General features: G+C 49.1%; 18 protein-coding genes, 2 tRNA genes, 2 pseudogenes and 1 other annotated feature. Of the genes and pseudogenes, 7 read left to right on the plus strand and 15 right to left on the minus strand.

Annotated elements, in window-relative coordinates; genetic code table 11:
* The first annotated feature begins 20 nt into the window (after window positions 1–20).
* The 3 genes from LLG09_00950 (at window position 21) to LLG09_00960 (ending at window position 1,692) form a co-directional block, all read left to right on the plus strand.
* Window positions 21–1,421 carry an NAD(P)/FAD-dependent oxidoreductase gene (locus tag LLG09_00950; protein MCE5195690.1) on the plus strand — a complete coding sequence of 467 codons (1,401 nt, stop codon included), beginning with the start codon at window positions 21–23 and terminating at the stop codon, window positions 1,419–1,421.
* Window positions 1,422–1,537: 116 nt separating this feature from the next.
* A tRNA-Lys gene (locus LLG09_00955) sits at window positions 1,538–1,612 on the plus strand.
* 4 nt (window positions 1,613–1,616) lie between these two features.
* Window positions 1,617–1,692, plus strand: a tRNA-Val gene (locus LLG09_00960).
* Between the two features lie 205 nt (window positions 1,693–1,897).
* On the opposite strand, the gene LLG09_00965 is transcribed toward LLG09_00960, so the two are convergent.
* A complete protein-coding gene (locus LLG09_00965; protein MCE5195691.1) occupies window positions 1,898–2,902 on the minus strand; it encodes a PLP-dependent cysteine synthase family protein in 1,005 nt (334 codons plus the stop codon).
* 322 nt (window positions 2,903–3,224) lie between these two features.
* On the opposite strand from LLG09_00965, the gene LLG09_00970 reads away from it, so the two are divergent.
* A complete protein-coding gene (locus LLG09_00970; protein ID MCE5195692.1) occupies window positions 3,225–3,848 on the plus strand; it encodes a carboxypeptidase-like regulatory domain-containing protein in 624 nt (207 codons plus the stop codon).
* A 774-nt stretch (window positions 3,849–4,622) separates the two neighbouring features.
* On the opposite strand, the gene trpB is transcribed toward LLG09_00970, so the two are convergent.
* Window positions 4,623–5,852: a tryptophan synthase subunit beta gene (gene trpB / locus LLG09_00975; GenBank protein ID MCE5195693.1), complete on the minus strand. Its 1,230-nt coding sequence runs from the start codon at window positions 5,850–5,852 to the stop codon at window positions 4,623–4,625.
* Between the two features lie 162 nt (window positions 5,853–6,014).
* Window positions 6,015–6,268 (minus strand) — a binding site (T-box leader).
* A 54-nt stretch (window positions 6,269–6,322) separates the two neighbouring features.
* A complete protein-coding gene (locus LLG09_00980) occupies window positions 6,323–6,604 on the minus strand; it encodes a hypothetical protein (GenBank protein MCE5195694.1) in 282 nt (93 codons plus the stop codon).
* Between the two features lie 333 nt (window positions 6,605–6,937).
* On the opposite strand from LLG09_00980, the gene LLG09_00985 reads away from it, so the two are divergent.
* Window positions 6,938–7,645 carry a hypothetical protein gene (locus LLG09_00985; protein MCE5195695.1) on the plus strand — a complete coding sequence of 236 codons (708 nt, stop codon included), beginning with the start codon at window positions 6,938–6,940 and terminating at the stop codon, window positions 7,643–7,645.
* Window positions 7,646–8,010: 365 nt separating this feature from the next.
* On the opposite strand, the pseudogene LLG09_00990 reads toward LLG09_00985, so the two are convergent.
* From LLG09_00990 to LLG09_01020, 7 genes and pseudogenes are all read right to left on the minus strand, one after another.
* Window positions 8,011–9,036 (minus strand): annotated as a pseudogene (locus tag LLG09_00990) (group II intron reverse transcriptase/maturase).
* A 258-nt stretch (window positions 9,037–9,294) separates the two neighbouring features.
* A complete protein-coding gene (locus LLG09_00995; protein ID MCE5195696.1) occupies window positions 9,295–10,308 on the minus strand; it encodes a hypothetical protein in 1,014 nt (337 codons plus the stop codon).
* Window positions 10,309–10,353: 45 nt separating this feature from the next.
* Window positions 10,354–11,427, minus strand: a pseudogene (locus LLG09_01000) (Ldh family oxidoreductase).
* A gap of 134 nt (window positions 11,428–11,561) precedes the next feature.
* Window positions 11,562–13,055 carry a carboxypeptidase M32 gene (locus LLG09_01005; GenBank protein ID MCE5195697.1) on the minus strand — a complete coding sequence of 498 codons (1,494 nt, stop codon included), beginning with the start codon at window positions 13,053–13,055 and terminating at the stop codon, window positions 11,562–11,564.
* A 58-nt stretch (window positions 13,056–13,113) separates the two neighbouring features.
* Window positions 13,114–13,401 (minus strand): hypothetical protein, encoded by a 288-nt coding sequence (locus LLG09_01010; protein ID MCE5195698.1) that lies wholly within the window; start codon window positions 13,399–13,401, stop codon window positions 13,114–13,116.
* Window positions 13,402–13,441: 40 nt separating this feature from the next.
* Window positions 13,442–14,716 carry an amidohydrolase gene (locus tag LLG09_01015; protein MCE5195699.1) on the minus strand — a complete coding sequence of 425 codons (1,275 nt, stop codon included), beginning with the start codon at window positions 14,714–14,716 and terminating at the stop codon, window positions 13,442–13,444.
* Window positions 14,717–14,888: 172 nt separating this feature from the next.
* Window positions 14,889–15,617: a B3/4 domain-containing protein gene (locus LLG09_01020; protein ID MCE5195700.1), complete on the minus strand. Its 729-nt coding sequence runs from the start codon at window positions 15,615–15,617 to the stop codon at window positions 14,889–14,891.
* A gap of 333 nt (window positions 15,618–15,950) precedes the next feature.
* On the opposite strand from LLG09_01020, the gene LLG09_01025 reads away from it, so the two are divergent.
* Window positions 15,951–16,538 (plus strand): hypothetical protein, encoded by a 588-nt coding sequence (locus LLG09_01025; protein ID MCE5195701.1) that lies wholly within the window; start codon window positions 15,951–15,953, stop codon window positions 16,536–16,538.
* Between the two features lie 72 nt (window positions 16,539–16,610).
* Here LLG09_01025 and ybaK read toward each other — a convergent pair whose 3' ends face one another.
* From ybaK to LLG09_01050, 5 genes are all read right to left on the minus strand, one after another.
* On the minus strand, window positions 16,611–17,075 hold the full coding sequence (gene ybaK / locus LLG09_01030; protein ID MCE5195702.1) for a Cys-tRNA(Pro) deacylase: 465 nt from the start codon (window positions 17,073–17,075) through the stop codon (window positions 16,611–16,613).
* Window positions 17,076–17,123: 48 nt separating this feature from the next.
* Window positions 17,124–19,352, minus strand: coding sequence for a DUF262 domain-containing protein (locus LLG09_01035; GenBank protein MCE5195703.1), 2,229 nt, complete (start codon window positions 19,350–19,352; stop codon window positions 17,124–17,126).
* Window positions 19,353–19,354: 2 nt separating this feature from the next.
* Window positions 19,355–21,178, minus strand: coding sequence for a DUF262 domain-containing protein (locus LLG09_01040; protein MCE5195704.1), 1,824 nt, complete (start codon window positions 21,176–21,178; stop codon window positions 19,355–19,357).
* Between the two features lie 64 nt (window positions 21,179–21,242).
* Window positions 21,243–22,292 carry a HigA family addiction module antitoxin gene (locus tag LLG09_01045; protein MCE5195705.1) on the minus strand — a complete coding sequence of 350 codons (1,050 nt, stop codon included), beginning with the start codon at window positions 22,290–22,292 and terminating at the stop codon, window positions 21,243–21,245.
* Window positions 22,293–22,345: 53 nt separating this feature from the next.
* Entirely contained in the window at window positions 22,346–22,645 is a 300-nt protein-coding gene (locus tag LLG09_01050; protein ID MCE5195706.1) for a type II toxin-antitoxin system RelE/ParE family toxin, read from the minus strand.
* A gap of 236 nt (window positions 22,646–22,881) precedes the next feature.
* Here LLG09_01050 and LLG09_01055 point away from each other — a divergent pair, with 236 nt between their 5' ends.
* On the plus strand, window positions 22,882–24,993 hold the full coding sequence (locus tag LLG09_01055; protein MCE5195707.1) for a hypothetical protein: 2,112 nt from the start codon (window positions 22,882–22,884) through the stop codon (window positions 24,991–24,993).
* The last annotated feature ends 170 nt before the right edge of the window (window positions 24,994–25,163 follow it).

Below are 25,163 nucleotides of genomic sequence, written 5' to 3' on the forward strand. Positions count from 1 at the left end.
TAAAGGAGACCTTTAAAACCATGCCCACTCAATATGATGTCATTATCATCGGAGCCGGCCCCGCCGGTATTTTTGCCGCCGCTGAACTGGCCCGTAAAAAGCCAAATTGGCGTATCCTGATTCTGGAGAAGGGCAATGATATTCAAAAACGCTACTGCCCGATGCACGATAAACACATTCCCTGTATTCACTGTAAAAACTGCTCCATTACCTCCGGTTGGGGCGGCGCCGGTGCTTACTCCGATGGCAAACTCACGCTGACCACCGAATACGGCGGCTGGCTGGGCGATTTCATCGGCACCAAAGCGTTGGAAGAAATCATCGCTCAGGTAGATGATATCTACGTGCGCTACGGCGGTAATTCCAAAGTCTACGGCATGGATCTCGATAAAATCAAAACCATTCAGCGTCAGGCCGCCACTGCCGATCTGCGCCTGATTCCAGCCAAGATTCGCCACCTGGGTACGGATAAAAACTATGAAATTCTGACCAACCTGCGTCAAGCCCTGGATAAATTGGTGGAAATTCGAACGGAAACCACGGTGGAACAGCTCCTGGTGCAGGACCGTCAGATCAGCGGCGTTGTCTTGCAGGACGGCAGCGAAATCACCGCCCGCTTTGTCATTGCGGCGCCGGGCCGCGAGGGGCACGAATGGTTTTCCGAAGAGGCAAAACGCCTGAATCTGCCCACCACCAACAATCAGGTCGATATCGGTGTGCGGGTGGAAGTCCCGGCTGTGGTGATGTCTGACCTGACCGATGCGATCTATGAATCGAAATTTATTTACTATTCCCACTCCTTCGATGATCAGGTGCGGACTTTCTGTATGAATCCCTATGGGGAAGTCGTGATGGAAAATACGCGTGGCCTGATCACAGTCAACGGTCACAGCTATGCCGACATGAGAACCGAAAACACCAACTTTGCTTTGCTGGTCGCCAAGACCTTCACCCAACCGTTCAATGAACCGATCGCCTATGGTAAAAATATCGCAGCCCTGGCGAATATGCTGGGCGACGGCGTCATCGTTCAGCGTCTCGGCGATCTGCAGTCCGGTCGGCGTTCCACCGAAGAACGGATCAAACGCGGTTTGGTCACGCCCTCCCTGCCGGAAGCCACGCCCGGTGATTTAAGTCTTGTAATGCCCTACCGTCACCTGGTGGATATCATGGAAATGCTGGCAGCGCTGGATAAAGTAGCACCCGGCGTCAACAGCCGTCATACCCTGCTCTATGGCGTCGAAGCCAAATTCTATTCCAACCGCATGCAGGTCAGCAATCAATTGGAAACCAAAATTCACAATCTTTTTGCGGTAGGCGACGGGGCTGGCATCACCCGCGGTTTGGTGCAGGCATCGGCTTCCGGCTTAATTGCGGGCAGAGTCATCGCAGAACGCGATGAAAAGAGTTCTGCTCGGTAAATAAGGGGAATTCATCCTATATTAACTGAATTTGCAGAATTCTTTGAAAAACAACACCCCTTTTTTATTGACATTCCACCGACGTTTGTGTATTATAGATAAGCGATGTCGCAAAAGGGATACTAGCTCAGGGGTAGAGCACCCGCCTTTTAAGCGGGGTGTCGATGGTTCGATCCCATCGTATCCCACCATTCTGGAAGTTTAGCTCAGTTGGTAGAGCATCTGCCTTACAAGCAGAGGGTCAGCGGTTCGAGCCCGTTAACTTCCACCATAAAATTCAAGCGTGTTTTCATTGAATGAAAACGCGCTTTTTTTCTCCCCTTAAAAAGCAATTCGGACAGCAAAAACAGACTCCGGAACAAGTTGACCGCAGTGAACAACCGCTCAGGGTTGTTCTGCACCGCCACGCTGTTCGTCTGAGTCTGTTTTGTTTCGCTCTAAGTGAGCAAATATTTGAATTTTTGCCGCAAATGATGCTATTTCACCGATTTATAACCAAGCAGTTCGATCTGTGAAGTGAGGAAACCGGCTTTCACCGGTTCTTCTTTGACATAATCGGTCGAGAGATATTTCTTGCTGTCGTCACTAAAGACGGTCACGATGGTTTTATTGCCGCCGATCAGATCGCCAACCTTCAAAGCGCCCAAGAGATTCGCACCGGAAGAAATACCGACACCCAGCCCGAGCTGACGGGAAAGCATCTGAGCCATAATAATGGAGTCGCCGTCATCCACGGCAATAATGCCATCTACTTGCTCCATTTTCATCAGAGCCGGAATAAATTCATCGGAAATACCGGCGATGCGGTGTTTGCCAACCTGGTAACCGGTACTCATGGTAGGAGAACTTTCCGGCTCCAAAGGGTAAACTTTGGCGTTGGGATTGATACATTTGATAAAATTGCCGATACCCATTACAGTACCGCCGGTGCCGACACCGGCCACAATCGCGTCGGGAATCAAACCGAATTTCTCAAGCTGTTTGACGATTTCCGGTCCGGTTGTGCTGAAATGCGCTTCCGTGTTATCTTCGTTGGAGAATTGGCAGGGTAAGAAAACGCCGCCTCCTTTGGCGAGTTCTTCGGTTTTCGCAATGCTTCCTACGAAGCCGCCTTCCTCTTCGCTGACCAAACGGATCTCCGCTCCATAGCTGCGAATCAGATTTTTTCGTTCGCTGCTCATCCAGTCCGGCATGTAAATTATAACTTTATGCCCCAAATAACTGCAGACCGCGGAAAATGCGATCCCCGTATTGCCGCTGGTTGCTTCAGCGATGATGTCAGCCGGTTTGACCGTCCCTTTGGCATACGCTTTGCGCATACAATGCAACGCGATGCGGTCCTTGATGCTGCCGGTCAGGTTGTAATATTCGGCTTTGACATAGATTTTTCTGAGTTCACCTTTATACTTCAAAGAAATCTCCAGCAGCGGCGTATTGCCGATCATACTGGAAAGAGCTGCAAACTTCTCGCTGATATCCATAGCAAGAATCCTCCTTTAAAAATAGATATGAAGCCATTGTCTCACTGCAAATTTCCCCGTAATTTTGCGGAATATTGCATACTTTGCTCATTATACCATTGCAAAAAGGAAATTGCAAGCAAGAAACGACTAAATAGGACATTACTAAAACATATCCAGTGAATTAGTAAATAAGCCTGAATCTCCGCCGCACGCTGCCGATAATAGTAAAAAACCCACTGGCTGCTTATTTTTTAAAGCCTATTTTCTGGCAATACTCTCATCTCTTGCTATCTCTCACTGCTGCGGCTATAATAAGAAAAAAAGAAAAGAGTGGATGGAAATGCCGGATACCTATACGCTGCAGGGGACAGTCAAAGATAAAACTGGAAATCCGATCGCAGAAGCGGAAGTCCGCTTGCTCGATCGTCATTTTGAAACCCTTTATAGCGGTCTGACCGATGCAAACGGAAATTACGCACTGCCGGTGCAAGCAGGCGTTTACCCTTTCTTTTTTGCCTGTAAGGATTATGCGCTCAACAATCTGGAATTCTGGTGTCAGGACTTGCCGCTCTGGACGGATCTGAGCCTGGATGCTGTCATCGACAAATTGGAAGTCTATGGCCTGCATTGTTTTTCAATTCGTGGAGCAAGTCCCGCTCTCACCCTTTATTTTCGTCCAATGAGCTTAGAAAAAGTTCTGGCCAAGGAAAATAACCTTTGCCCGGATCTGGAAGCAGCGCAGATCAAGGCCTGGGTGAATGGGGTTGCCTGCCCTTTGCTGCACTGTAATCGAGTAAGCGAGTATATCAAAGCGGATCAAGCGGCGATGGATGCCTTTTTGATCCAAATCGCCCGGCCGGATGGTGTTGCCCTGCTGCCCGATGCAACTTACTACCTCCTGCTGGAAATCAACGACTGTCATTCGGGAGCGGTTGGTCAGGCAGGCGTCTACTTTACTTATTAAGCAGCGGGAAGCAATTTGAAAAAAATAGCTGACGAAGGTGATGGATGGAAGGGTCGGGGTCCTCCAGACACCATCTTTTTTCAACGAAGATGCAATTACAAACGATGCGGAGTATCTGTAGGGAACGGTCTTGACCGTTCCGAACATCACAATCCACAACGAATATTTAGTTACAACCAATGCGGAGTATCTGTAGGGAATGGTCTTGACCATTCCGAACGTAGCAGTTTACAACGAATATTCAATTACACAAGACACAAATACGGAGAACGCGGAGCGGTCAAGACCGCTCCCTACAGGGAGTGCTGCGTCTCCAAATACAACTTACGAGCCATATGATACGAACGTAGCTGGAAATACAGAGAGTGCTGCGCCTCCAAATACAACTTGCGAACCATATGATATGAGCAAGATTATAAAAATAGCTGACGAAGGTGGTGTATGGAAGGGTCAGAGTCCTCCAGACACCACCTTTTTTCAACGAAGATGCAATTACAAACGATGCGGAGTATCTGTAGGGAATGGTCTTGACCATTCCGAACGTCACAGTTTACAACGGATATTCAATTACACAAGACACAAATACGGAGAACGCGGAGCGGTCAAGACCGCTCCCTACATTTCGGCAATGTACTATCGGCAACGCTGACGGAGATTGCGGAGCGGTCAAGACCGCTCCCTACAGAGAGTGCTGCGTCTCCAAATACAACTTACGAGCCATATAATACGAGCGGGGTTAGAAAAACAACAATCGGAATGATCTAAATTGCTCTTCTACTCTGCTAAATCCACCTGTCTTGTATAACGTGCAATCGCCGCTACATCTTTATCCCCTCTGCCCGAAAGATTGACAATGATGCAGTCCTCTTTCGGCAAAGTGCCGGCAAATTGCAGGGCAAACGCCACCGCATGCGCGCTTTCAATGGCCGGGATGATCCCCTCACTGCGGGAAAGCACCTCAAAGGCATGCACCGCCTGGTCATCGGTCACCGCTGTGTATTCCGCTCTGCCGCTGTCCCGCAGAAACGCATGCTCCGGCCCAACGCCTGGGTAATCCAAGCCGGCAGAGATGGAATAGACCGGAGCCAATTCGTTTGCCTCTGTCTGGTTGAAATAGGATTTCATGCCATGGAAGGTTCCCACCCGACCCAAGGTCAGTGTCGCGGCGTGATCCGGTGTATCCAGGCCTCTGCCGGCGGCTTCACAGCCGATCAGGCGAACTTGCTTTTCGCAAGCGAATTCATGGAACAAGCCAATGGCATTGCTGCCGCCGCCCACACAGGCGATCACGGCTGCCGGCAGTTTCCCTTCCGCTGCCAGAATCTGCTCTTTGGCTTCCCGGCCGATGATGCTCTGAAACTCACGCACCATTTCTGGAAATGGATGCGGCCCCACGGCCGAGCCCAGCAAATAATGGGTATCTTCATGACGCTGCATCCAGGACATCAATGCCGCATCCACAGCGTCTTTTAAGGTGCGCGTGCCGCTGGTGACGGCGTGCACCGTCGCGCCCAGTAATTCCATGCGGTAGACATTTAACGCCTGCCGCTTGGTATCTTCCTCACCCATATAAATATCGCAGCTGAAGCCCATTAAAGCCGCTACCGTGGCTGTGGCAACACCATGTTGACCGGCGCCGGTTTCGGCAATTAGATGGGTCTTGCCCATGCGTTTGGCTAATAAAGCTTGTCCCAGCGCATTGTTGATTTTATGGGCGCCGGTATGATTCAAATCTTCGCGTTTTAAATAGATTTTAGCGCCGCCCAATTCGCGGCTGAGATTTTCCGCATAATAAAGCAGAGAAGGACGTCCCGTGTAAGTCTTGCAGAGATGTAAAAATTCTGCTTGAAACTCCGGATCATGCCGGAATTTTTGCCATGCCAAATCCACTTCCTCTACGGTCGGCTGTAATTCCGGCGGGATAAACTGCCCGCCAAATTGACCGAAAAAGCCTGCGGAGAGAGAATTTTGACCAGACTGGAGATTTTCCTTGGTTTCATTCATGGTAATCACCCTATTTCATTGATGGCATGAAACGTTCCTTTCTATTATTCTTATTTTTTTCTGATTAGCAGCAGATTCGATGCCGAATTAAAAGCAAGCGCTTACTTTTTTCCCTGCAAACCGTCTCTTCGGGTACACAAAAAAAGCCTTTGTCTCCTCTCTAAAAGGGACAAAGGCTTATAAAAGCTTCTGCGGTACCACCCAATTTGACGGCAAACTGCCGCCCACTCTTTCGCATACCATCATATGCGCTTCCCTGGATAACGGCGGAAGAAGCCGTCAGCGCCTACTTTTCTAAAAAATTTCGGGCTGCCCTCACAAGTCCATTCACTAAAGCTGATGTTACCGCACTCGCACCATCGGCGGCTCTCTGTTAACAGGCTGCTTTACCTACTCGTCTTGTTCAATGGTTTATGTTTGAGATTATAAGCCGACAGCATCGCTTTGTCAAGCAGAAAATTCTCTGCTATTTATTCTTTGTAACGGCACAGAGTTGTGATCGCCTGCCGGTCCAGCGCCTGTATTTCTCTTAACAATTCTGTGATCGCTCTTCTGTTTTTCGGTTCACGCAAGCCTTGCCAGCCTTTTTCGCGCAGCACGGCATCCACCTTGCGGCTGCGGTTGCGGATTTTGACAAAGCAGCCGGCCACGTCTTTGATCCCGTTCTCGCGCAGAAAATCAGCCGCCCAGCCGCGCGCTTCGGCATTGCTGAACAAGAGATTGCGCTGAAGCTTAGGAATTAAGATTACCACATCCTGAGCAGTTGCTAAATAAGCAAACAGGGCACTAGCAACGCAGCATTCTGTATCATTATATATAATTATGTATCATTTCGCGCTGGCTGTTACTTTATTGATATTAATTAGCATAAAATTCATCGAAAAGTTGTTATTTTTTTCCCGATTTTCTTCGTGTTTCTATTAAAACGTTCATATTTAATCTTATTTTGGCCATTACTATTGGTGAATTATTTCTCAATGGTCTTCGGGTTGACACATTTATACTATTGACTTATTTTGGTATATGTTTATAATATTTCTTAGAGGATTATAAAATAAAAAATGAGGATTAAGAGAGGTTTTGTCATGATTAGGAGAGTCAGAAAATTCATCGCGTGTTTGCTAATAGTCCTAATGTTATCAAGTTCGGTTTTGGCCAATGTAGTGTCTTCCATTGACAATTGTTCTGATTGTGATTGTGCAGAAAGCTATACTGATTCTGATTTTCGTTTAGAATCTACTTCCGAATTTCAGAGAATACTGAACGATCTCCTAGCAACAATCCCTAAAGATGCCACAATTGAGGAATTCCAAAAAACCTTGTCCACCAAGTTTCCGGGAGTTATTGTGGTTAAGAGTGATAAAGTTGACTACGCCAACGATTTAGTTAATTCTTTAAACACATTTACCGAAGCAGAAATCGGAATAATTTATTCCAAGGTTAAAACTATTGCTGATATAAGCTCAGAACACAACTTTGAAAGTTATACAATTATTTGGAAAGATGCTGAACATAATGATTTTTATGTAAAGTCGGCAAAATGGTGTGCCGGATGTGGAGCATTTGTTATGTGGTTATTAGACCAAACAGGTTCATATATATTTGATGCACTTGCAAAACGGTTAGAGACTTGGTTAATTGAAAGAGTGACGTGTGCATACAATCACCTTATCTCCGAAACAAGTACTCTTGTAAGTGTTGAATATGCTCCCACATGTAATATATGTCTCTCTTCTAATAATATGACTTGGAACGGATATTGGTGGTGTACTCTTTGTAATCAGGCGAAATGAGGCGAATAATTTGAACATTTTACTTCTCTATGCCGTATATATTGTTGTTTCATCAAGTTCCACGTATTATCTTGCTAGACTATTTCTAAAAAAAGTAAATGTTTCATGGTTGTTTTTATTCTTGATATTGAACTCTTCGTGTGTGTTTTTTCGCTGGAGTAATAATTTGACTCCTCCAACATATACACTAGTAATAACTAAGTCATTGATTTCTCTCGTCTTTTTTTTGAAAGATTTCTCAAAATGGAAAAGATCAACACAACGGTCACTATAATAGAAATCAATCGGGAGGTCGGCTATCCATTAATTGGATAGCCGACCTCCCACAGCATCGTACGTACTTCGGTAAACGGTACTTCCTCAGTTTACACAATCATCAACTCGTAACAGTTTGCAGAAATAAAGTATCCGGCTCTCAGAAGGTGCTGGTTGGTAAGAGAGCTAGACAGGATTGGGCTATGGGCTGTTCGCCAATAGCCCTTTCTTGTATTTGCCCACATCATGCCAGATCAGTCTTGATTCCAAGATGAACCAGCTGAGTGTTGCGTGTTTTTACTCACTTCCATCGCTTCCAGGTGACCATTCTGATTCGACTTCTTGTCCACTCATCCAGGCCCTCCAACAGCGCTTTCATATCCGCTAGGTAGAAGCAGTTCACCCATCCTTTTATTAAGTAGTGAGTTCTTTCTTACGTCGGTCTATGCTCATCCCATTGCTTCTTGCTGTGATTTCTTTAATTTTGACTTTTCAATTTCTCAGTGCTTTGCTTGTTCACACGCAAGCGACCCTTTCCTTTGTATAGGTAAAAGCTGTATCCCAGATATTACTCTCTTCCTGCATAGGCGACTTGTGTTTTCTCACGGTTCACTCGCAGCAGCAGTTTCTTTTTAATAAAGGGGATTAAGCTGTTCAGGACGTGCTCAGTTGCTCAGCGGCTTTTACAAAAGATCAGCGTGTCCTCCGCACAACGCACAAAGTGATGCCCTCTGCGTTCTAACTCCTTGTCGCATTCGTTGAGCATGATGTTTCCCAGTAATGGACTAAGGGTCCTCCCTGAGGGATTCCTTCCGGTCTTCCTTCCATCCAGCCTTCTACTATAACTCCTGCTCTTAAGAATTTGTGAATGAGTGAGAAGACCCTGCCGTCTTTTATGGAGTTCGAAAGGATTTGCACCAATTTACTCTGGTTCACGGTGTCAAAATATTTCTCTATATCCAAGTCCACAACATAGTGGTAATCCTCGCTTAAGTTGTCTTGACATTTTCTTAATGCATCATGGGCACCTCACTTCGGTCGAAAACCATAATGTTGTCCGAGAACTGTTTTTCGTAAATGGGTGTAAGCACTTGGCAGATTGCCTGTTGGATCAAGCGATCTACGACAGTGGGTAATCACCATATTTCATTTGATGGCATGAAACGTTCATTTCTATTTTTTTTACTTTTTTACTGACACAGCAACAGATCCGATGCCGAATAAAAAGCAAGCGCTTACTTTTTTCTCCTGCAAATCGTCTATTGGGTACACAAAAAAGCCTTTGTCTCCTCTGAAAAGGACAAAGGCTTATGAAAGCTTCTGCGGTACCACCCATTATGTTTGAGATTATAAGCCGACAGCATCGCTTTGTCAAGCAGAAAATTCTCTGCTATTTATTCTTTGTAACGACACAGGGCTGTGATCGCCTGCCGGTCCAGCGCCTGCATTTCTCTTAACAATTCTGTGATCGCTCCTCTGTTTTTCGGTTCACGCAAACCTTGCCAACCTTTTTCGCGCAGCACGGCATCCACCTTGCGGCTGCGGTTGCGGATTTTGACAAAGCAGCCGGCCACGTCTTTGATCCCGTTCTCCCGCAGAAAATCAGCCGCCCAGCCGCGCGCTTCGGCATTGCTGAACAAGAGATTGCGCTGAAACTGATAACGCATTTTCAGAGTGGCATCGTCAAAGTCCGCGGCCGTTGCAATCAAGTCGATCCAGGCGTCATAAGCCGCCTGCCCCGCCAGATAATCTTCGACTTTTCTCTGCTTCAGGATCGACAAACCGTAAGCCAATACAGCGGATAGCTTGAGCCGGCGTGCGGTTTTCTCGCCCGGAAACACGAGAAAATAGAGGTTCTTCTGCCAATCCGCCTGGCGAAACATGCCGTTCGGCTCTTCTTCAGAGGGAGCGATGACCTGGAAATGGCTCCAGCCCAGCAGTACTTCCCCCGCCTGATCATAGCCGGCGATCAGACTGCACTCCGGCGGTCCGATGACGCCAAAGGCCAGCACCGGTTTGTTGCGGTCAATCGAGGCCACGATCTCTGCTTTCATTGCTTCGTAGCTCGTCTGATCGGGCCGTACAATCCGATAATCGTAACCTGCCCAGGCAAAGGCACGGCTGACCGCCTCGATACCGATGGTCAAATCGAAACTGCTCGGGCAGAGTGTTTCGTGCCAGAGCAATTGAAACGCCATGCCGCTGGCGGTGATAAATTGCTGATAGCCGCTGCGTTTGATGTAACGGCGGCCTTCCGAATAGCTGATTTTCAACGGATAATCCTCTCCTAAGTATTCCATCAGGGAGGTCATGCAGGCCGGAAACGGCAAACTTTCCGGTGCTCGCTGATCGCCGGTGTAGCCGGGGAAACCAACGCGTTTCACCTCAAGCACTTTTTTCTCTGGCATTCTTCTTTCTAACCCCCTAAAAAGCCAAATCTTGATTAAACCTTGCTAAACCGCTTCAAATGGAAAGGTAAAGGGCAACTGTAATTGGTCTCGGATCTGGATAAATTCCTGCTGCACCGCACTTCCAATCGGCACACCTTTGCTTTTGCGCTGCAGCCAAATCAAATATTCCTTTTCTCCGGCGGTGTAGATTCGTTCCTGCCCGGGCGCTCTGGTTGAACTGCGCAGTTCTCGTAAAATTGCTCCAGCCGTGTGCTTGAAACTCTCCGCACCCATAAAAGCTTCCGGATCAATCGCCAAAAAGAAATGGCCTAAATGGACGGGCACTTTTTCTCTCTGCTCCCCAATGCCGGTCAGCATCTTGAGATAACTGCCTGCCTGCAGCGCCGCCGAAAGTATCTCCACGACCGTGGCATAACCATAACCTTTATAACCGGCCAGCGTCTCGCCAATGCCGCCCAGCGGTGTCAGAGCAGCGCTGCCGCTGACCAAATCCAGCAGAATTTGCTTGCTGTCGGTCTGCGTGGAACCATCCCGTTCGATTACCGTGCCGGCCGGCGTCTCCAAACCGGCTCTGGCGTAATATTCAATTTTGCCGCGCTGAATGATACTGGTGGCGCAGTCCAGCACGAAAGGAAATTCTTCATCCGTCGGCAGGCCAAAGGTCAGGTCAGGGGATTGGTGCCCAGCATATTTTCCACGCCAAAGGTGGGAGCAATGGAGGGTCTGGTATTGGTCCCGGTCAGACCGATCATATTCTGCCGGGTGGCCATGGTGGCATAATAACCGGCGATACCGTAATGGGTGGAATTGCGCGCCGCCACCATACCCATGCCGTAGGTTTTGCTTTATCAATCGCCATCTGCATGGCTTTGACCGCGACGACCATGCCCATACCGTCGTGTCCGTCCACCACAACCGTTGTGGCGGTTTCGCGGATTACTTCGAACTCTCTGTTACCGGCTGCTGAATTCCAGCTTGAATGCGGTCAATATAGATCGGTTTAAAACGATTGCAGCCGTGACTCTCAATGCCGCGCCGGTCGCTCTCCATTAAAACATCGGCGCAAATCAAAGCGTCCGCCGGCGGCACGCCCACTTTGATCAGGGCCGCCGTCAGAAAATCAGCGGTTAGCTGTCAGGAAAGATAAGGTCTTGTTTCCATCGTTGACCTTCTTTTTCCTTGCCGCACTCTCTTTTCTTTAGCAAAAAGGGGACGCAATCGTCTCGCATCCCCTTCGTTGTGATAACAGCCTAGAAATAAATCCTGCTGTATTTGTCTTTCAGGTAATTGACATAATAATGCGGGTCAAAGGATTCGCCGCTGGCATTGATCATCAGTTCATCCGGCGTCAATAAGCCGCCATGGCGGTGAATCTTTTCGCGCAGCCAGGCGTTGATGGTCTGCATGCGGTCGTTGGCGATTTCTTTTTCCACATCTACCTCTTGGCAGAGCGCATGGAAGAATTGCGCGCCGTAAGCGGTGCCCAGCGCGTAGGTGGGGAAATAACCAAAGGAACCGTTGGCCCAGTGGGTATCCTGCAGGATGCCTTCGCTGTCGTTCTGCGGACGCACGCCAAGGTATTCCTCCATCTTGTCGTTCCACATTTCGGGCAACCGCATAATATCTACTTCGCCGGACATGATTTGACGTTCCAACTCATAGCGAACCATGATGTGCATCGGATAAGTCAGTTCATCCGCATCGAGACGAATCAAGCCCGGTTTGCTGCGGTTTGCCATCTGGTAGAAAGATTCCGGATCGTAAGCGGCCAGCTGCTGCGGAAAAATATTCTGCAGCTTATAGAAATGGCGCTGCCAGAAGGCGTGGCTGCGGCCGATATAGTTTTCATAGAAGCGCGACTGCGATTCGCCGATGCCCATGCCGGCGCCGCCGATCATACGGCCTTCCTGGGCGGGATCGCCTTGCTGCGAATGAATGGCATGTCCCATCTCGTGCATTCCCAGGAAAATAGAGGCCGGCAGATAATGCTCCAGGTAACGAGCGGTCACCCGCATGTCGTTATAGGAAGCGCCGCTGGTGAAGGGATGGGCGGATTCGCTGATCACACCGCGGTTTAAATCATAACGCAAGACGCCGGCGAGATATTCCAAAAACTTGCGCTGATCGGCTTTGGGATAATATTGATACAGCGCGCTGTCGTCGATTTTTTTGCCTTCCGTTTGAATTTTCTTGGTAAAAGGAACCAGCTCCGCGCGCAGCAGGCCAAAGAAAGCATCATAACGCTCCATGTTCATGCCTTCTTCGAAATCATCCAGCAGCGTGTTATAAGGATGCCCGACATAGCCGCGATATTCGGCAGAAATCTTATTATGTTCAATGTTTTTGGCAAGATATGGCGCAAACATGGCAAAATTGTTTTGCTTTCTGGCTTCTTCCCAGACCTTTTTGGCCATGGCATTGTCCTGCTGGCGGGCGACCATTTCCTCCTGCGGAATCTTGGCGTTCTTGTTAATCTCCTTCAGCATTTTGGCGGCGGCAAATTGATCGAGCGGGTCAATCTCTGTCATTTGGCTGACGGCTTCCAGCATGGCGATATTCTTGGGATCGCGCTGCATGGAATAGTTATCCTTGCTCAAAATACCCAGCATTTTGCCGCGATAAGCAGCCGACATCGGCGGCGCTTCGGTGGAGGCATCCCAACTGATGTGAAACATGGCAAAACGGAAGGCTGCCATTCTGTTTTGATATTCATGGAACTGTTTTAACGTAGTTTCCTTGTCCATTTCTGACGCACCTCTTTCTTCTGATTGTTTTCTTGTGTAAACCGCTTTGGTTGTTGTTTTAAAAATAAATCTTGCTGAATTTTTCCTTGATGTACTCAACGAAATACTTGGGATCAAACGACTCGCCGGTCACTTTCCGCATCAATTCATCCGGTTCAAGCGGACCGCCATACTGATGAATCTCTTGCTTCAGCCAGGCGTTGACATTTTCCATGCGGTCATTGGCAATTTCCTGTTCCAAATCGACCGATTTGAGTATGGTATGGTAAAATTGCGCGCCGGCTTGCGGTGCCCGGGTAGAAGCGTCCCGGCTGATGTGAAAACGCATGAAATTATAAGCAGCCATTTGTTCCCGGTATTCCGTAAATTAAGACAGCGGGGTTACTTTATTCACCAAAATGCACCTCTTTTAAGCTGTCGGCATAGTAATCGGTTACGCTGCCGGCAAACGGTGTGAAAGGAATGGCTGTTTCATTGTTGAGGAACGCCAGGGCAAACGCCACGGTGGCGGCCGCACCGTTGATCATGGCTTTTTCATCAATATCGAAAAACTGGTTATGAATCTCGGCACCGCTGCCCACCGCGGGATTGGCAATGCCCAGTTTGGCAAAACAAGCCGGCGCGTAATTGGCGTAAGCCGGGAAGCTTTCGGAACCCATGGCGGGCATGCCTTCCACAACATGATCGGCGCCGACGACGGCCGTAATCGCATCCCAAGCAAGCCGGGTTGCCTCCGGTTGGTTAATCAGCGGTTTGCCATGCCGGACCGTATAATCGATCTTGCAGTTATAGAGCTTGCTCAAGGCCTCCGCGCTCGCGGCCATATGCTTTAAGAAGGGCAGAGCCGATTTTTCTTCGTCAAAGAAACGCGCCGTACCGGCAAACTCCGCCGTATCGGGAATCACATTTTGCACCGTTCCGGCCTGAATCAGCCCGATAGACAGCGTAAACGGTTCAAAGGGATTGGTATATTTCATCGGAGCCTTATACAAATCGTCCAGCACCGCCAGCATGCAGTCGATGGGGCTCCTGGAAAGATCCGGACGGGAGCCATGGCCGCCTTCACCGGTGATTTTATAGCGGAAGACGAGCGAACCCGCCATGCAGCCGCCGGCGCGAATGCCAAGAGTACCGGTCGGCATATCCTGGAAGCAATGCAGACCCCAGGCGCCGTCCCAGGTAACCTCGTGATCTTCCATATAGTGCATGATTTGTCGGATGTTGCCGGCCGCCTCTTCGCCGCGTTCGAATACGAGCAGGATTTCGCCTTTGATCTCATCCCTGTGCTGATTGAGAATTTTTGCCGCTCCCAGCAGCATGGCGGTGTGAGCGTCATGTCCGCAGGCATGCATGACGCCGTCATTCCGGCTGACGCAAGTCCGTTCTGTCTTCAGGTTGACTGGCGGTTCCTGAATGGGCAAGGCATCCACGTCGGCGCGCAGCAAGACGGTTTTGCCGGGGCGCATACCTTTGATAAAACCAAGCACACCGCCGTTTTCTACCTCAACGAAAGGGATCTGCAAAGCCTTCAGCTCTTGCATGATGTACTGAACCGTTTCGAATTCCTTGCCGGACATCTCCGGATGAATATGCAGATAACGCCGGTGTTTTACCATGTAATCAAATTGTTCCTGAGCCGATTTTTGAATCTCCATTTTCATTAACACCTCTCTCATACAGATTCTCTGCCATAATTCTATTCTAATTATTAGTCGTTTGAGGGAATAAATCCTTTCGCCTATAAAAAAATCCGAACGAATTACCGGCGGACTCTCTCAGAAAATGAGCGGGCGGCTGCGCGAAACTCTTCGGATTTTTATTGGTTTCATTGTCTCATAACTGACCGGCTAAATCAATTTCGGCAGCGTCCCGCGTCAGAATTTTTGTCGCAGCCTGACCGCCCAGATACTGCACCGCTGTCTTCGCCAGCAAGTCCAGGGCCGCCAACAGATCCGCGTGACGGCTGGGATCGACCGATTCAATCACCAAAACGGCATTTTTTGTGCCCTCCGTCAGCATCGTGCGCTGACCATCGCGCCAGTTCCAGCAGCGGCAGACCGCGCCCTGATCGTCCAGATAGCAGACTTCCCCCGGCAGGGTCGGATCGCTCTCTTCATCGCCCAGCGCCAGAAAGCCATCGCCGCCGGCGGTGACCGTCAGGCGTAAATCACCGGCAAAGCAATCGAGATCCTCCCCGCCGCAAGGTAAGCCATAGCGCAGCGAGACCGTGTTATATATGTCCACCAGGGGATTAATCGGACCTACTGCATTGCCTTTTTCGATGCGTTTCAAGAGCGCTTCAATGGAGGAGCGGGCGCCTTTCCTGGTCTTAAACTGAGTAAACGCCTGACGCCAAATCGCCACGACCGGATTTTGGCTGAACGCCGCCCCGGTTAAATATTTCTTTGCCTCGCGGTTCGCATTTTCCAACTGTCCGATCCGCTGCCGGCGGAACGGCTCGCTGCCCGCTTCGCTGTTGTCGATGCCATGCAGCACAACCACGCCAATCTCACACTGTGGGAACAGCTGCCAGAAAGACGGTTCAATCCGAAATTTGCTCATAAAAAGTCCCCCTTAAACGTCAAATTTTCCATTTCAAACTCTTACTCCGGATGATACACGAAAACAAAGCGCAGCGTCAGCCTAAAATGCCAGAAAGCTGCGACGCCCTTTGCGGGTCCCCAAACGGCAGCGCAGCATTTTTTTGCGTTCGGCGAAATTTTCCATTATAATAATATAAAATCAGTCTGCAGTTTTCTCTTGCCGATTCTCCTGTTTTCTCTTATAATGATTCTTATGCATCCAGCCGCAACACCTCAAAAATGGCGAATAGCGGATCACAGTATTGGCAATTTTTGCAAGAGCGGTTATTTTTCGCTGAACAAAGGAGAAAACATGAACGGCAAAGACCTGGATTTTTTAAACATCAACAACACTTATGGCGGCAATCAATATAAATTTCTGCACCCAATGATGAACCGCGGCGGTTGTTCCACCGTCTGCGCCTGCCATGCCGCCGCCTTACTGGCAATGCACGACCGGACAAGAGCCGCCCTTTACCCTTACGATACGCTGACCCTAACCGAAGCAGAATTCAAAGCCTTTGCCAAGACGATGTACCAATATGTCTTCCCGAGCTTTCGCGGCATGCCGGAAACCCGGCTTTTCCGGGAAGGCTTTGAAAGATACGCCCAAAGCGTTGCCGTCAAGGTAGAATATGCCGAACTGCAGGGAGACGAGAGCGTTGAGGCAGCCCGGCAATTCATCCATCGGATGATTGACGATGGCATCAGTGTGCAATTCCTGCTGCTGAAGCATCAGAACGAAGCGTTTTCGGAAATTGAATGGCACTGGTTCACCATCACCGGCTACACGGATGAAAACATCATTTATTCCACCTGGGGTGAGCGCTGCCTGGCTTCTCTGCCCGATCTCTGGGATACCGGCTATCCGGAAAAAGGCGGCCTAATCGCCATCTATTAAGCGCTCTCAGCCAATCTACCGGCTGTCTCCTGTGATTAAATTCGCAAGAGACAGTTTTTTTTTATGAAGAGGTTACTCGACGAGATCGCCATAATATCCCTTGCTCATCTGCAATAAATCCTGCGGTGTCAATTGTACCTGAACTCCCTTTCTCCCGGCGCTGCAGGTAATCGTCTCAAATAAACCGGCCGTATCATGCACCACCGTCACAAACTTCTTTTTCATACCCAGCGGAGAGCAGCCTCCATGCAGATAACCGGTCAAAGGCAATAGCTCCTTTTGCCTGATCATTTCAATGCTCTTCACTTTCACCGTTTTGGCCGCTTTTTTTAAGCTGAGTATGCAGTTTACCGGGATCACAAAAACATAATACTGCCTGTCGCTGCCAATCGTCACCAGAGTCTTAAATACTGTGTCCGGATCTTTACCGATTGCCGCTGCGACCTGTTCTCCCTCTGTAAGCTCAGCATCATATTCATATGCAGTATAGTCTATCTCATTGATCTCCAGCAAGCGCATGACATTTGTTTTTTCCATCCAATAAAACCTTCTTTACAGAAACCTATGCTCAATCGAGCCGGTCTCTTACAACTTTTTCAGGCTTTCGATCAGGCGGATGCCTTTCTCAATTCTGTCTTCTTCGTCCAGACCGGCGGCGGATTGTTTGATCTTGCAGAAAAAGTCCGGCGTAAGCGCACCGGAGCGGCTCATTTTTTTCAGCAAAGCATGGCCGGCCGCTCCGACAGCCTGTAATTGGAAACCGGCATTCTGATTGCTGATCTGCAGTTCGACCTCTCCTTTGAGATACTTGAGGGGAGAAGCTTTCTTTTCCAGCGTGACCAGACTGCCCAGTTTATTCTTGATGGTCAACAGGAACGGATCCCAATGACTGCCCTCAATTGTTTTCTTGTTCAGCAACATGCACTCGTAGGGTTTGGCGGCATCGTTCCAGGCATAATACCCCTCCATAAATGTCCTGAACTCGCTGTAGCGAATAAAATAATAGCGCCAGTCTTTCTCTTTGTTGGGGTTCTGAGCAAAAGCAGCCAGATAGGAGCTCACCACTTCTTCCACTGTCAGGTTCGGGTTTGCCCGCATGGCATTCAGGAGTTTATAGAGCACCTTCTGGGTGTTTTCATAATCGCCGCGCCGTTGGCTGCGGCTGAATAATTCACGCCAGACATACTCTCTTTTATTGCCGAACCTTCTGGTTTTGCCTACCGTCTGCGAATAATCGGCAAACGTGAGCAGCGCGCAGCTGATGGTGTCATAATTGCAGTCTTTGGCAAAAACCCGCTCGAATTGCCTGGCATATTCGCCGAGATCGGGTGTCAATTTAAAAATCGCCAGCGCACCCTGCAGCAGAGCATGATCCTCCAGATGATAAAGCGGTTTGGCCAGCTTGGCATGCTGCCGGATCAGAGCTGCCTTCTCATTCTCTTCGGCAATCTGCCGGGTGTTGAATTTTGTCTCCGCCGATAAGTGATCGGTGCTGATCAGCTCGGCGACGGAATTGAGCAGAGCGGCCAGGTTTTCCTTACGCATGCTATCCTCGGAATTGGCAATGAGATTGCGCAGCTTACGAATCCTGACTTTGAATTGCACGGTTGACTGCAGCAGATGAACGATACAGCCGTAAAGCATCAGCTGCTCTCCCATGGAAAAGGGATTGCTGCGCTCTTCTGTATCGTAGACATTGGCGCATTTTTTGAACAAATTGGCATCCGCATTGAAAAAGAACAAACGTATTTTGCCTTCCGCCTCCGGACCGGATTCTACCGTGAACAGTGAGGTGAAGAAAGCCGGATCGCGCTGCTCCAGGGCCACAAAAGCATCCAGCACGCCAAAAAGAAACTCAACATTCTCTTTGACGGCATAAACTTGCCCGAACAGCTGCCACTCCTCCGCGCTCTCTTCCCGGCTTCGATTGCTTTTACCTACGATGAGATCGGTGATGAAGCGGAAAAAGCGCAGGAACCCCTCATCCACTTTTTTGGCGATATCCGTCAGCTCGTCCTGCCGGTAGAGGTTCCAGAATAAATCCGACCAATCCAAATCCGCTTTGCGCGTGAAGGTTTTCGCCGGGTCCGCCGCGAATTTCTTGCTGTTTTGCGCGAGCAGCTCGGCAAAGCGAATCTTGAAATATTCAAACTCGGTCAATTCTTTGCCCCGGGAATTCATTTTGATGTATAAATCATCGGGCAGACCGAGCCGCTCCATCGGCAGCAAATAGAAGAAAACCGGCGCTTTGTCCGCGGTCAGCATAGGCCACAGCCTGGCTAAACGATACCCGGCCAGCTTTGCCTGAATTGCATCGAGCATGACCAGCATCGAGCGGATGGTCGGATCGTTTTCCCAGGCGGTGAAAAACCAGGGTTGATTGATGATATCGCTGCGGATCGATTCCGTAAAATTCTGCGGCTGATAATTGACCAATTCGGAACAAAACAGGCCGGAGCTGTGCCTGGTTTCGTAAGTGAATTTTGCTAAAACAGGAGCGGCGGCCTCGCCATAGCCTTCTTTGGCTGCGACATACCAATGCAGCAAAAACAAGGTGGTTAAGCGCTGCTGTCCGTCCAGCGGATAAAAAATTTTGCGCTCTTTCTCTCCGCTTTTGCTTTGATTGGTATAGCCGTAGATAAAATCCAATTCCAGCGGTTTTGTCTTGCCTTGCAGGGCATCACAAATTGCAGTCAGGATATTTTCCCGAATCGCGGCGATCTTGCCGGAATCGCGGCCCTGGGCGTAATCGCGCTGCAGTTTGGGGATTACGATTTTATGCGTTTGGATCAACTGCCAAAAACTCGTCGCCATCTCTACTCCTCCGCCGGCTCTTGCTGCGGCAAATAAGCCTGCAGCACTGTTTTCATTTCCCGCAGATAATTGACCCGGTCATCATGGCTCCAAAAATAGAACTGCTCTGCGGAAGATAAGGGGTTGTAGTATTTGAGGAAGACTCTGCGGGTGCAGATGGGGATATACTTTCCCTCTTTATCCAGTTGAATGATCGCCCGGCGCTTCACTTCAAAAACGGAATTATTCAGAACATTGTTATCCGGCTGGCTGAGAAGTGCTAGATTGGCAATACTGTGCATGTCGTCGCCCGATTCGCCGCTGGTTTTGGAGAAGAGTTCAATGATCCGCTCAGAAACGGCGCTGAATTTCTCCCAGCTTAAACGGCTGCGATCCATGGTTTTGACTTCCCGGATCAGCTCCTCCATCTTCTGGCGGCGCTCCTTGCTCTGATTTTTTTTGACTTCCTCCATCAGGGCAAGATGATAGTTCAGCCAGGTCAGCCATTGCTCTTTCTTATTACGGTCGAGCCCTTCGGAATTCTGCGCGTGGATATGCTCAAGACTCCAGCGGGTTGATTTATGAAAACGGAATGGGTATTTCTCCGCGATGCCGGCGTTGCTGCGGATGGACTCCACATTGAACAGCAGCAGCGCGCGCGAAATTTTCTCATAATCGGCGTTCTCTTCATAACTTAAATCGGCCAGCTGAAAATTGACTTTCTCGCGGATCAGGTCGTCCAGCTTGCCTTCAAACTTATCTTTTCTGGTTTGCAGCGAGGCGGTGATCAGATCATCCAAATTTTCGCCAACATGGATCAGATAGCCCACTTTATGATAGAGATTTTTATTTTTATACCATTCGCACAACGTCTGATCGTATTGTTCAATGGAAAACCACAATTTCCTTAACGATTGATCCTTTGCTTTGACGCGCTGGTATAAATGAATAAAGGTATAAAGCGGATCGAATTCCCGCTTCCTTTTTTTGGCCATCATATCAAAGAGCAGCTCGATCTTATTGGCATAATTCGACTGCGGCTCGTTGCTGATGAAAGCCCAAAAATCCGGATCGGCCAGGCGCAGTTCCATTTCGTCCCAGAGCAGCGCGATTTCATTCTTCATTTGCTGTTTTTCGGCTTCGTCAATCGCTTCGTCATCAAAACCGGAAGAAGACAAAAACAAGGCTTTGATCAGCTCCGAGTTGGTCAGCGGAATCTTGCCCATATTCAGCCGCGTGAAGAGTTCCCTGCCATCCGCCTGCGCTTCCGCCTCATACCAGATAATCTGCACCGAGAAGCGGTCTTCTTCTTTGCCCAGAATGGTACTGAGAAAATTCTCGCGGTCGCTGCGGTCTTTCATATTTTGGCCGTTGCTGAACCAGTCTTTGATCACCCGGTAGGCTTTGGACATGTAATAGAAATCGATATTGGACGTATCGTCGTGAATCTCCCGCAAAAATTGCTCGCTTTGTTTTCGGGTTTCATAGCGCAGCGTGAAACTGTTCCTGCCGTAGTGAGCCTGCAGGCTGTCGGTATGCAGGTATTCCCTGCTGATGTAATACAGAATGATATAAAGCGTGGTCAGCCGCTGCTGGCCGTCGATGACTTCCCAGCCCTGCAGCCGTTTGCCGTCTTCCTGCCAGCTTTTCTTTTTTACGACAATGGGCTGCAGACAATAGAATTCCGCCTCGGTGGTGCGTCGGCTTTTACAACGGAAGGCCCAGATATCATCCAGGAGATCCAGCACCTGCTGTTCGGTCCAGCGGTAACCGCGTTGATAAGCAGGAATAAAAAAATTCTCTCCCAGCAGCCGGTTGATGGATTTTAAGACTAAGTTAGCGGGCATTGGGCAGTCACCTCTTTCAAAAACCAAGCGCAGGCTGCGGCTTTACCGTGAAAAAACCACAGTATTACACTATATCATATTTCATTTTTAAGGTATTCATTCTATTGTATGGAACATAGCTTTCTTTTTGAAGTCGTCCTAAAACAATTCCAGGCGCGATTTTAATCTTTTGTGCAAATGCAAGAATAGAGTCCTCTGTAAATTCATGTGAATCAGTATATTCTTGATAGAGCTCTGGCGGTATGAGCATATTTGCTGCAAAAACATTCGCTGCAATTTCCTGCTGCTGCTTATCTTCCTCTAACGCACCTATATGCCCTAAAACAATGTGACCCACTTCATGAAAAAGGCTAAACCAAAACTTATCTGCATCTTTACCACGAACTGTTAACCCCATAACGATGCGGTTGCCATCATAAAAGGTGGCTCCATCTAGAAAAGAACCTCCAATATGCGGCAAAAGCACCAAAGCAACCCCACATTGCGTAAATAAATTGATGAGTTCGCTGCAAAATACATCAGGAGTAGTTCGTGTCATCTCGCGGATGCGAGGCAATTCCAATTCTAACTTGCTGATATTGATTGCTGCCGTTTCATATTGCCTTGCTTCAATTCTTGCTTTCTGTGCCCATATAGCAAGGCTATAGTCAGATACTTCATTCGCATCTGCTTTTCGGTAAACAATGCCCGGTATTCTTAAATTTTCCAACAATTCCAGTTTTGCCACTTCAAAGAAGGCTCTTAAATGTATCGCTTTTTCTTCTGCATTTCTTGTTGCTGCAACCCATCCTAAAGCTGCAATTTTTGCATAGGGAAATTTTTCTGCGAGTTCCACATCTTGAGCCAATTCATTTTCCGCAATAACACGAGCCAGTTTTTCTCTGTAGATGGCTTCGAGATTGTTCCAAAAGCCCGCCGGTACACCCAAAACAGACTCAAGCCTTAACGCGACTTCCTGAGTCAATTCAACCTGACCATTGATCAAGCGGCTAATGTGTTTCTCGGATAATCCCATGCGAGAAGCAAATTCTTTTTGTTTCATACCTCGATTTTCGAGTTGTTCCCGGATTGTTGCACCCGGTGGAACAGCAATTGTACTATTGCTGTAGATCATAATTAATCTCTCCTTATCACATGACTACATCAAAATCACAAGACGATATCAAATCAATGGTAGTCTTCGATCTTGATCACCTGCACTACCTGGCTCTCCTCTTCACTTAGTATAAATACTAAGCGATATGGTTGCACTAAATCCATAGCATACTGACCTTTTCGATCCCCCACAAGCGGATGACATTTGCCAATACGAAATTTGACAAGCATCTGAACCGAATCAGCAGCATTAAGCTCTGCAATCCGTTGATGGATGAGCACCGCCATGCTATCACCATGATTTTTCTTAGCTGTTGAAAAGTTTGTGCATTCCTCTTTCAACTTTCGAGTTTTGTAAGTTATCCGAAGCAACTCACCACCTCTTTACCTGTAAGGTTAATTTATGATAACATAATTCACGGCAACTGTCAATAGAAGATATACCTTATGGGTTAATTATCTACGGGTGGAACTTCTTGCTCAGTATCGCTCTTCTTTAATTGAGGTAAAAAGGTCTCATCTCAAGGGTTGCTTGCATCAACCGTCTTTCGTATGTTACGATGTCATCAGCAATACTGTTCTGGCGATTCAGCAAAAGGAGGCTCTTCATGCAAAAAATTTATCAAGTGAAACGTACCCTGCTGCTTTCCCTGCTTCTGCTGCTCGTGTTGGCTAAGCTGGGTTTTGCGCCGGCCAACGTGCTGGCCGCGGACGGAAACCGGGCCGATGCCATCGTCGACAGCTTTCGGCTGCCCTACACGGCGGACTCCGGTTATCCTTATATTGACGCCAACAACCGCACACAAGTGCCGCTGCGCCTGACCTGCGAGGCCATCGGCTGCCAGGTCGCCTGGGACGCAAACCGCAAAGAAGCCACCATCAGCAAAGGTGCGGTCAGCGTGCTGGTTGCCATCGATTCCAGTACCATCTACCGCAACAATCAGGCGATCGCCAATGATACGACCGCGGTGATCAACCCCGCCGACGGCCGCACCTATCTGCCCATCCGCGTTGTCCTGGAAGCCTTTGGCTGCAAAGTTAATTGGGATCAGGCAAACCGGACCGTCCTGGTCGACAGCCAATGCAGCGCCGCTTATGCGAAATCCCTGGAAACCGGCGCGGTCGCCCGGGCCAACTACTGGCCGAATTTTAACGCCGGTCTCGCCGCCTGTCAGAGCGGAGCCTATCCGGCGGCGATTCCCCAATTGGAACAGGCGGTCTGTGATCTCAGCGTTTATGGCGGCGGAGACGGTCTGAACGGCAAGTATACCAATCTCGCCCTGGCTTTTTTCAATCTAGGCACTTGCCAGGCCAAAGTTGGCAATTACGACCGGGCGGCGGCCAGCTATCTGCGGGAAGCCGATTACTGGCAGCTGCTCCATGCCGAATACAGCGCTGCCGCCGACAGCTACAATGCCAATCAGGCCGAACAGATGATCATCGACGCCCGACGCCGGGCGGAGTATTGCGCTGCCGGGATCAGCCTGTATGCCGTCACCAACGACGCGAGTTTATCGCTGGTCAACCATTACGGCGAAGCCGGAGAAAGCAAAAACGGCATTCTGCTGGGCGCTTATGCCGAGGCGGAAAAGGCGCTGAGCGGCAACTATACCACCTTCTCCCATTATGTTGGCAAAACGCACGGAGCTTATCTGATTTATTACTCCGTCGGCGCCAATCTGGAGGCGCAATATGGCCTCAAACAGTATATCCGCCTGGCGCAGGAAAGCAACACCGTCCTGCAAATTGCGCTGCAGCCGCTGAGCGGCCTCGATTACGTGCTGTCGGACCAGGGCAAGACGTGGCTGGAGAACTTCGCGAAATACCTGGCAACCACCGGCGTGCCTGTTTATGTGCGCTTTGCCGCCGAAATGAATCTCGAGAGTACGCCCTGGTTCACCGGCGGCGCTCGTTATATTGAAGCCTTCCGCCGTGTTTATACCATAATACATCAATATGCCGGCAACGTGGCGGTCGTCTGGTCGCCGAATTTTTATCCCACAACCAATTACGAAACCTTCTATCCCGGTGATGACTATTGCGATTATGTCGGCGTTTCGGCTTATCAAAACTACAGCGATGCCCTGGCCGCCACCGATCCGCTGGGCGAAGGCAAAGTGCGCCAGCGTTTCATCAACAGTCCGGCGGCGCTCTATATGCTTTATGGCGGTAAAAAGCCGATCATCATCTCGGAAGGCGCCGCAACCTTTGTTTCGCAAGAAGGCAGCGACGTCACCGCTTTCGCCAACTGGCAATTGAAAGATTTTTATACCTATCTGCCTATCCTCTACCCCAATGTCAAAGCCATGTTTTACTTTGATTCTGCCGATAGCGGCGCGGTCATCCGCAACTTTATGCTCTCGCAAAACGCCACCCTGCGCAGCACCTACAGCAGCGTGATCCAGTCTGCCAGTTATTTGTCTGACTATACCGCCGGCGCAAAATTAGCGACCTACTATGTGCCTCTGTTTGGCGTCTCCATTCCGGCTGACACCGCGCAGTTGTGCAGCTATGTCAATTATATCGACAACGAAGCGGTCGCCAGCGTAAGCTATCAGATCAACGGCAGCAAGCTTGGCACGGCCTACACCGCTCCCTTTACCATCTCCTGCGATCTGACCGCTTACCGGGGCATGCAAGATGTTGAGTTTTTAGTGTCTGCCTATGACAGTGCGGGCCGGCTGCTGCTGCAGCGCAGCTTCCAGGCGGATCTTCGCTAAGCAGCAACGAACCTGTTTTTCACTTGCTTATGCCTGAGGTAAATAGGCGATTTTTTGATGGAAGGCATTTTTCTCAAATCGTTGAAAATAGTACTGTTTACAAAAAAGTGGTAAGCGTCAAATAACACCCACATAGTCAAACGAACTTCGAAATGAGATAATACCTCCTA

It is taken from the genome of Negativicutes bacterium, assembly GCA_021372785.1.
Taxonomy (GTDB): Bacteria; Bacillota; JAAYKD01; order JAAYKD01; family JAAYKD01; genus JAJFTT01.

Bases quoted from the DNA above. Each gene is read 5' to 3' on its own strand.
- LLG09_00950 (MCE5195690.1), top strand. From the start codon at position 21: ATGCCCACTCAATATGATGTCATTATCATCGGAGCCGGCCCCGCCGGT.
- LLG09_00965 (MCE5195691.1), bottom strand. From the start codon at position 2,902: ATGGATATCAGCGAGAAGTTTGCAGCTCTTTCCAGTATGATCGGCAAT.
- LLG09_00970 (MCE5195692.1), top strand. From the start codon at position 3,225: ATGCCGGATACCTATACGCTGCAGGGGACAGTCAAAGATAAAACTGGA.
- trpB (MCE5195693.1), bottom strand. From the start codon at position 5,852: ATGAATGAAACCAAGGAAAATCTCCAGTCTGGTCAAAATTCTCTCTCC.
- LLG09_00985 (MCE5195695.1), top strand. From the start codon at position 6,938: ATGATTAGGAGAGTCAGAAAATTCATCGCGTGTTTGCTAATAGTCCTA.
- LLG09_00995 (MCE5195696.1), bottom strand. From the start codon at position 10,308: ATGCCAGAGAAAAAAGTGCTTGAGGTGAAACGCGTTGGTTTCCCCGGC.
- LLG09_01005 (MCE5195697.1), bottom strand. From the start codon at position 13,055: ATGGACAAGGAAACTACGTTAAAACAGTTCCATGAATATCAAAACAGA.
- LLG09_01010 (MCE5195698.1), bottom strand. From the start codon at position 13,401: ATGGCTGCTTATAATTTCATGCGTTTTCACATCAGCCGGGACGCTTCT.
- LLG09_01015 (MCE5195699.1), bottom strand. From the start codon at position 14,716: ATGAAAATGGAGATTCAAAAATCGGCTCAGGAACAATTTGATTACATG.
- LLG09_01020 (MCE5195700.1), bottom strand. From the start codon at position 15,617: ATGAGCAAATTTCGGATTGAACCGTCTTTCTGGCAGCTGTTCCCACAG.
- LLG09_01025 (MCE5195701.1), top strand. From the start codon at position 15,951: ATGAACGGCAAAGACCTGGATTTTTTAAACATCAACAACACTTATGGC.
- ybaK (MCE5195702.1), bottom strand. From the start codon at position 17,075: ATGGAAAAAACAAATGTCATGCGCTTGCTGGAGATCAATGAGATAGAC.
- LLG09_01035 (MCE5195703.1), bottom strand. From the start codon at position 19,352: ATGGCGACGAGTTTTTGGCAGTTGATCCAAACGCATAAAATCGTAATC.
- LLG09_01040 (MCE5195704.1), bottom strand. From the start codon at position 21,178: ATGCCCGCTAACTTAGTCTTAAAATCCATCAACCGGCTGCTGGGAGAG.
- LLG09_01045 (MCE5195705.1), bottom strand. From the start codon at position 22,292: ATGATCTACAGCAATAGTACAATTGCTGTTCCACCGGGTGCAACAATC.
- LLG09_01055 (MCE5195707.1), top strand. From the start codon at position 22,882: ATGCAAAAAATTTATCAAGTGAAACGTACCCTGCTGCTTTCCCTGCTT.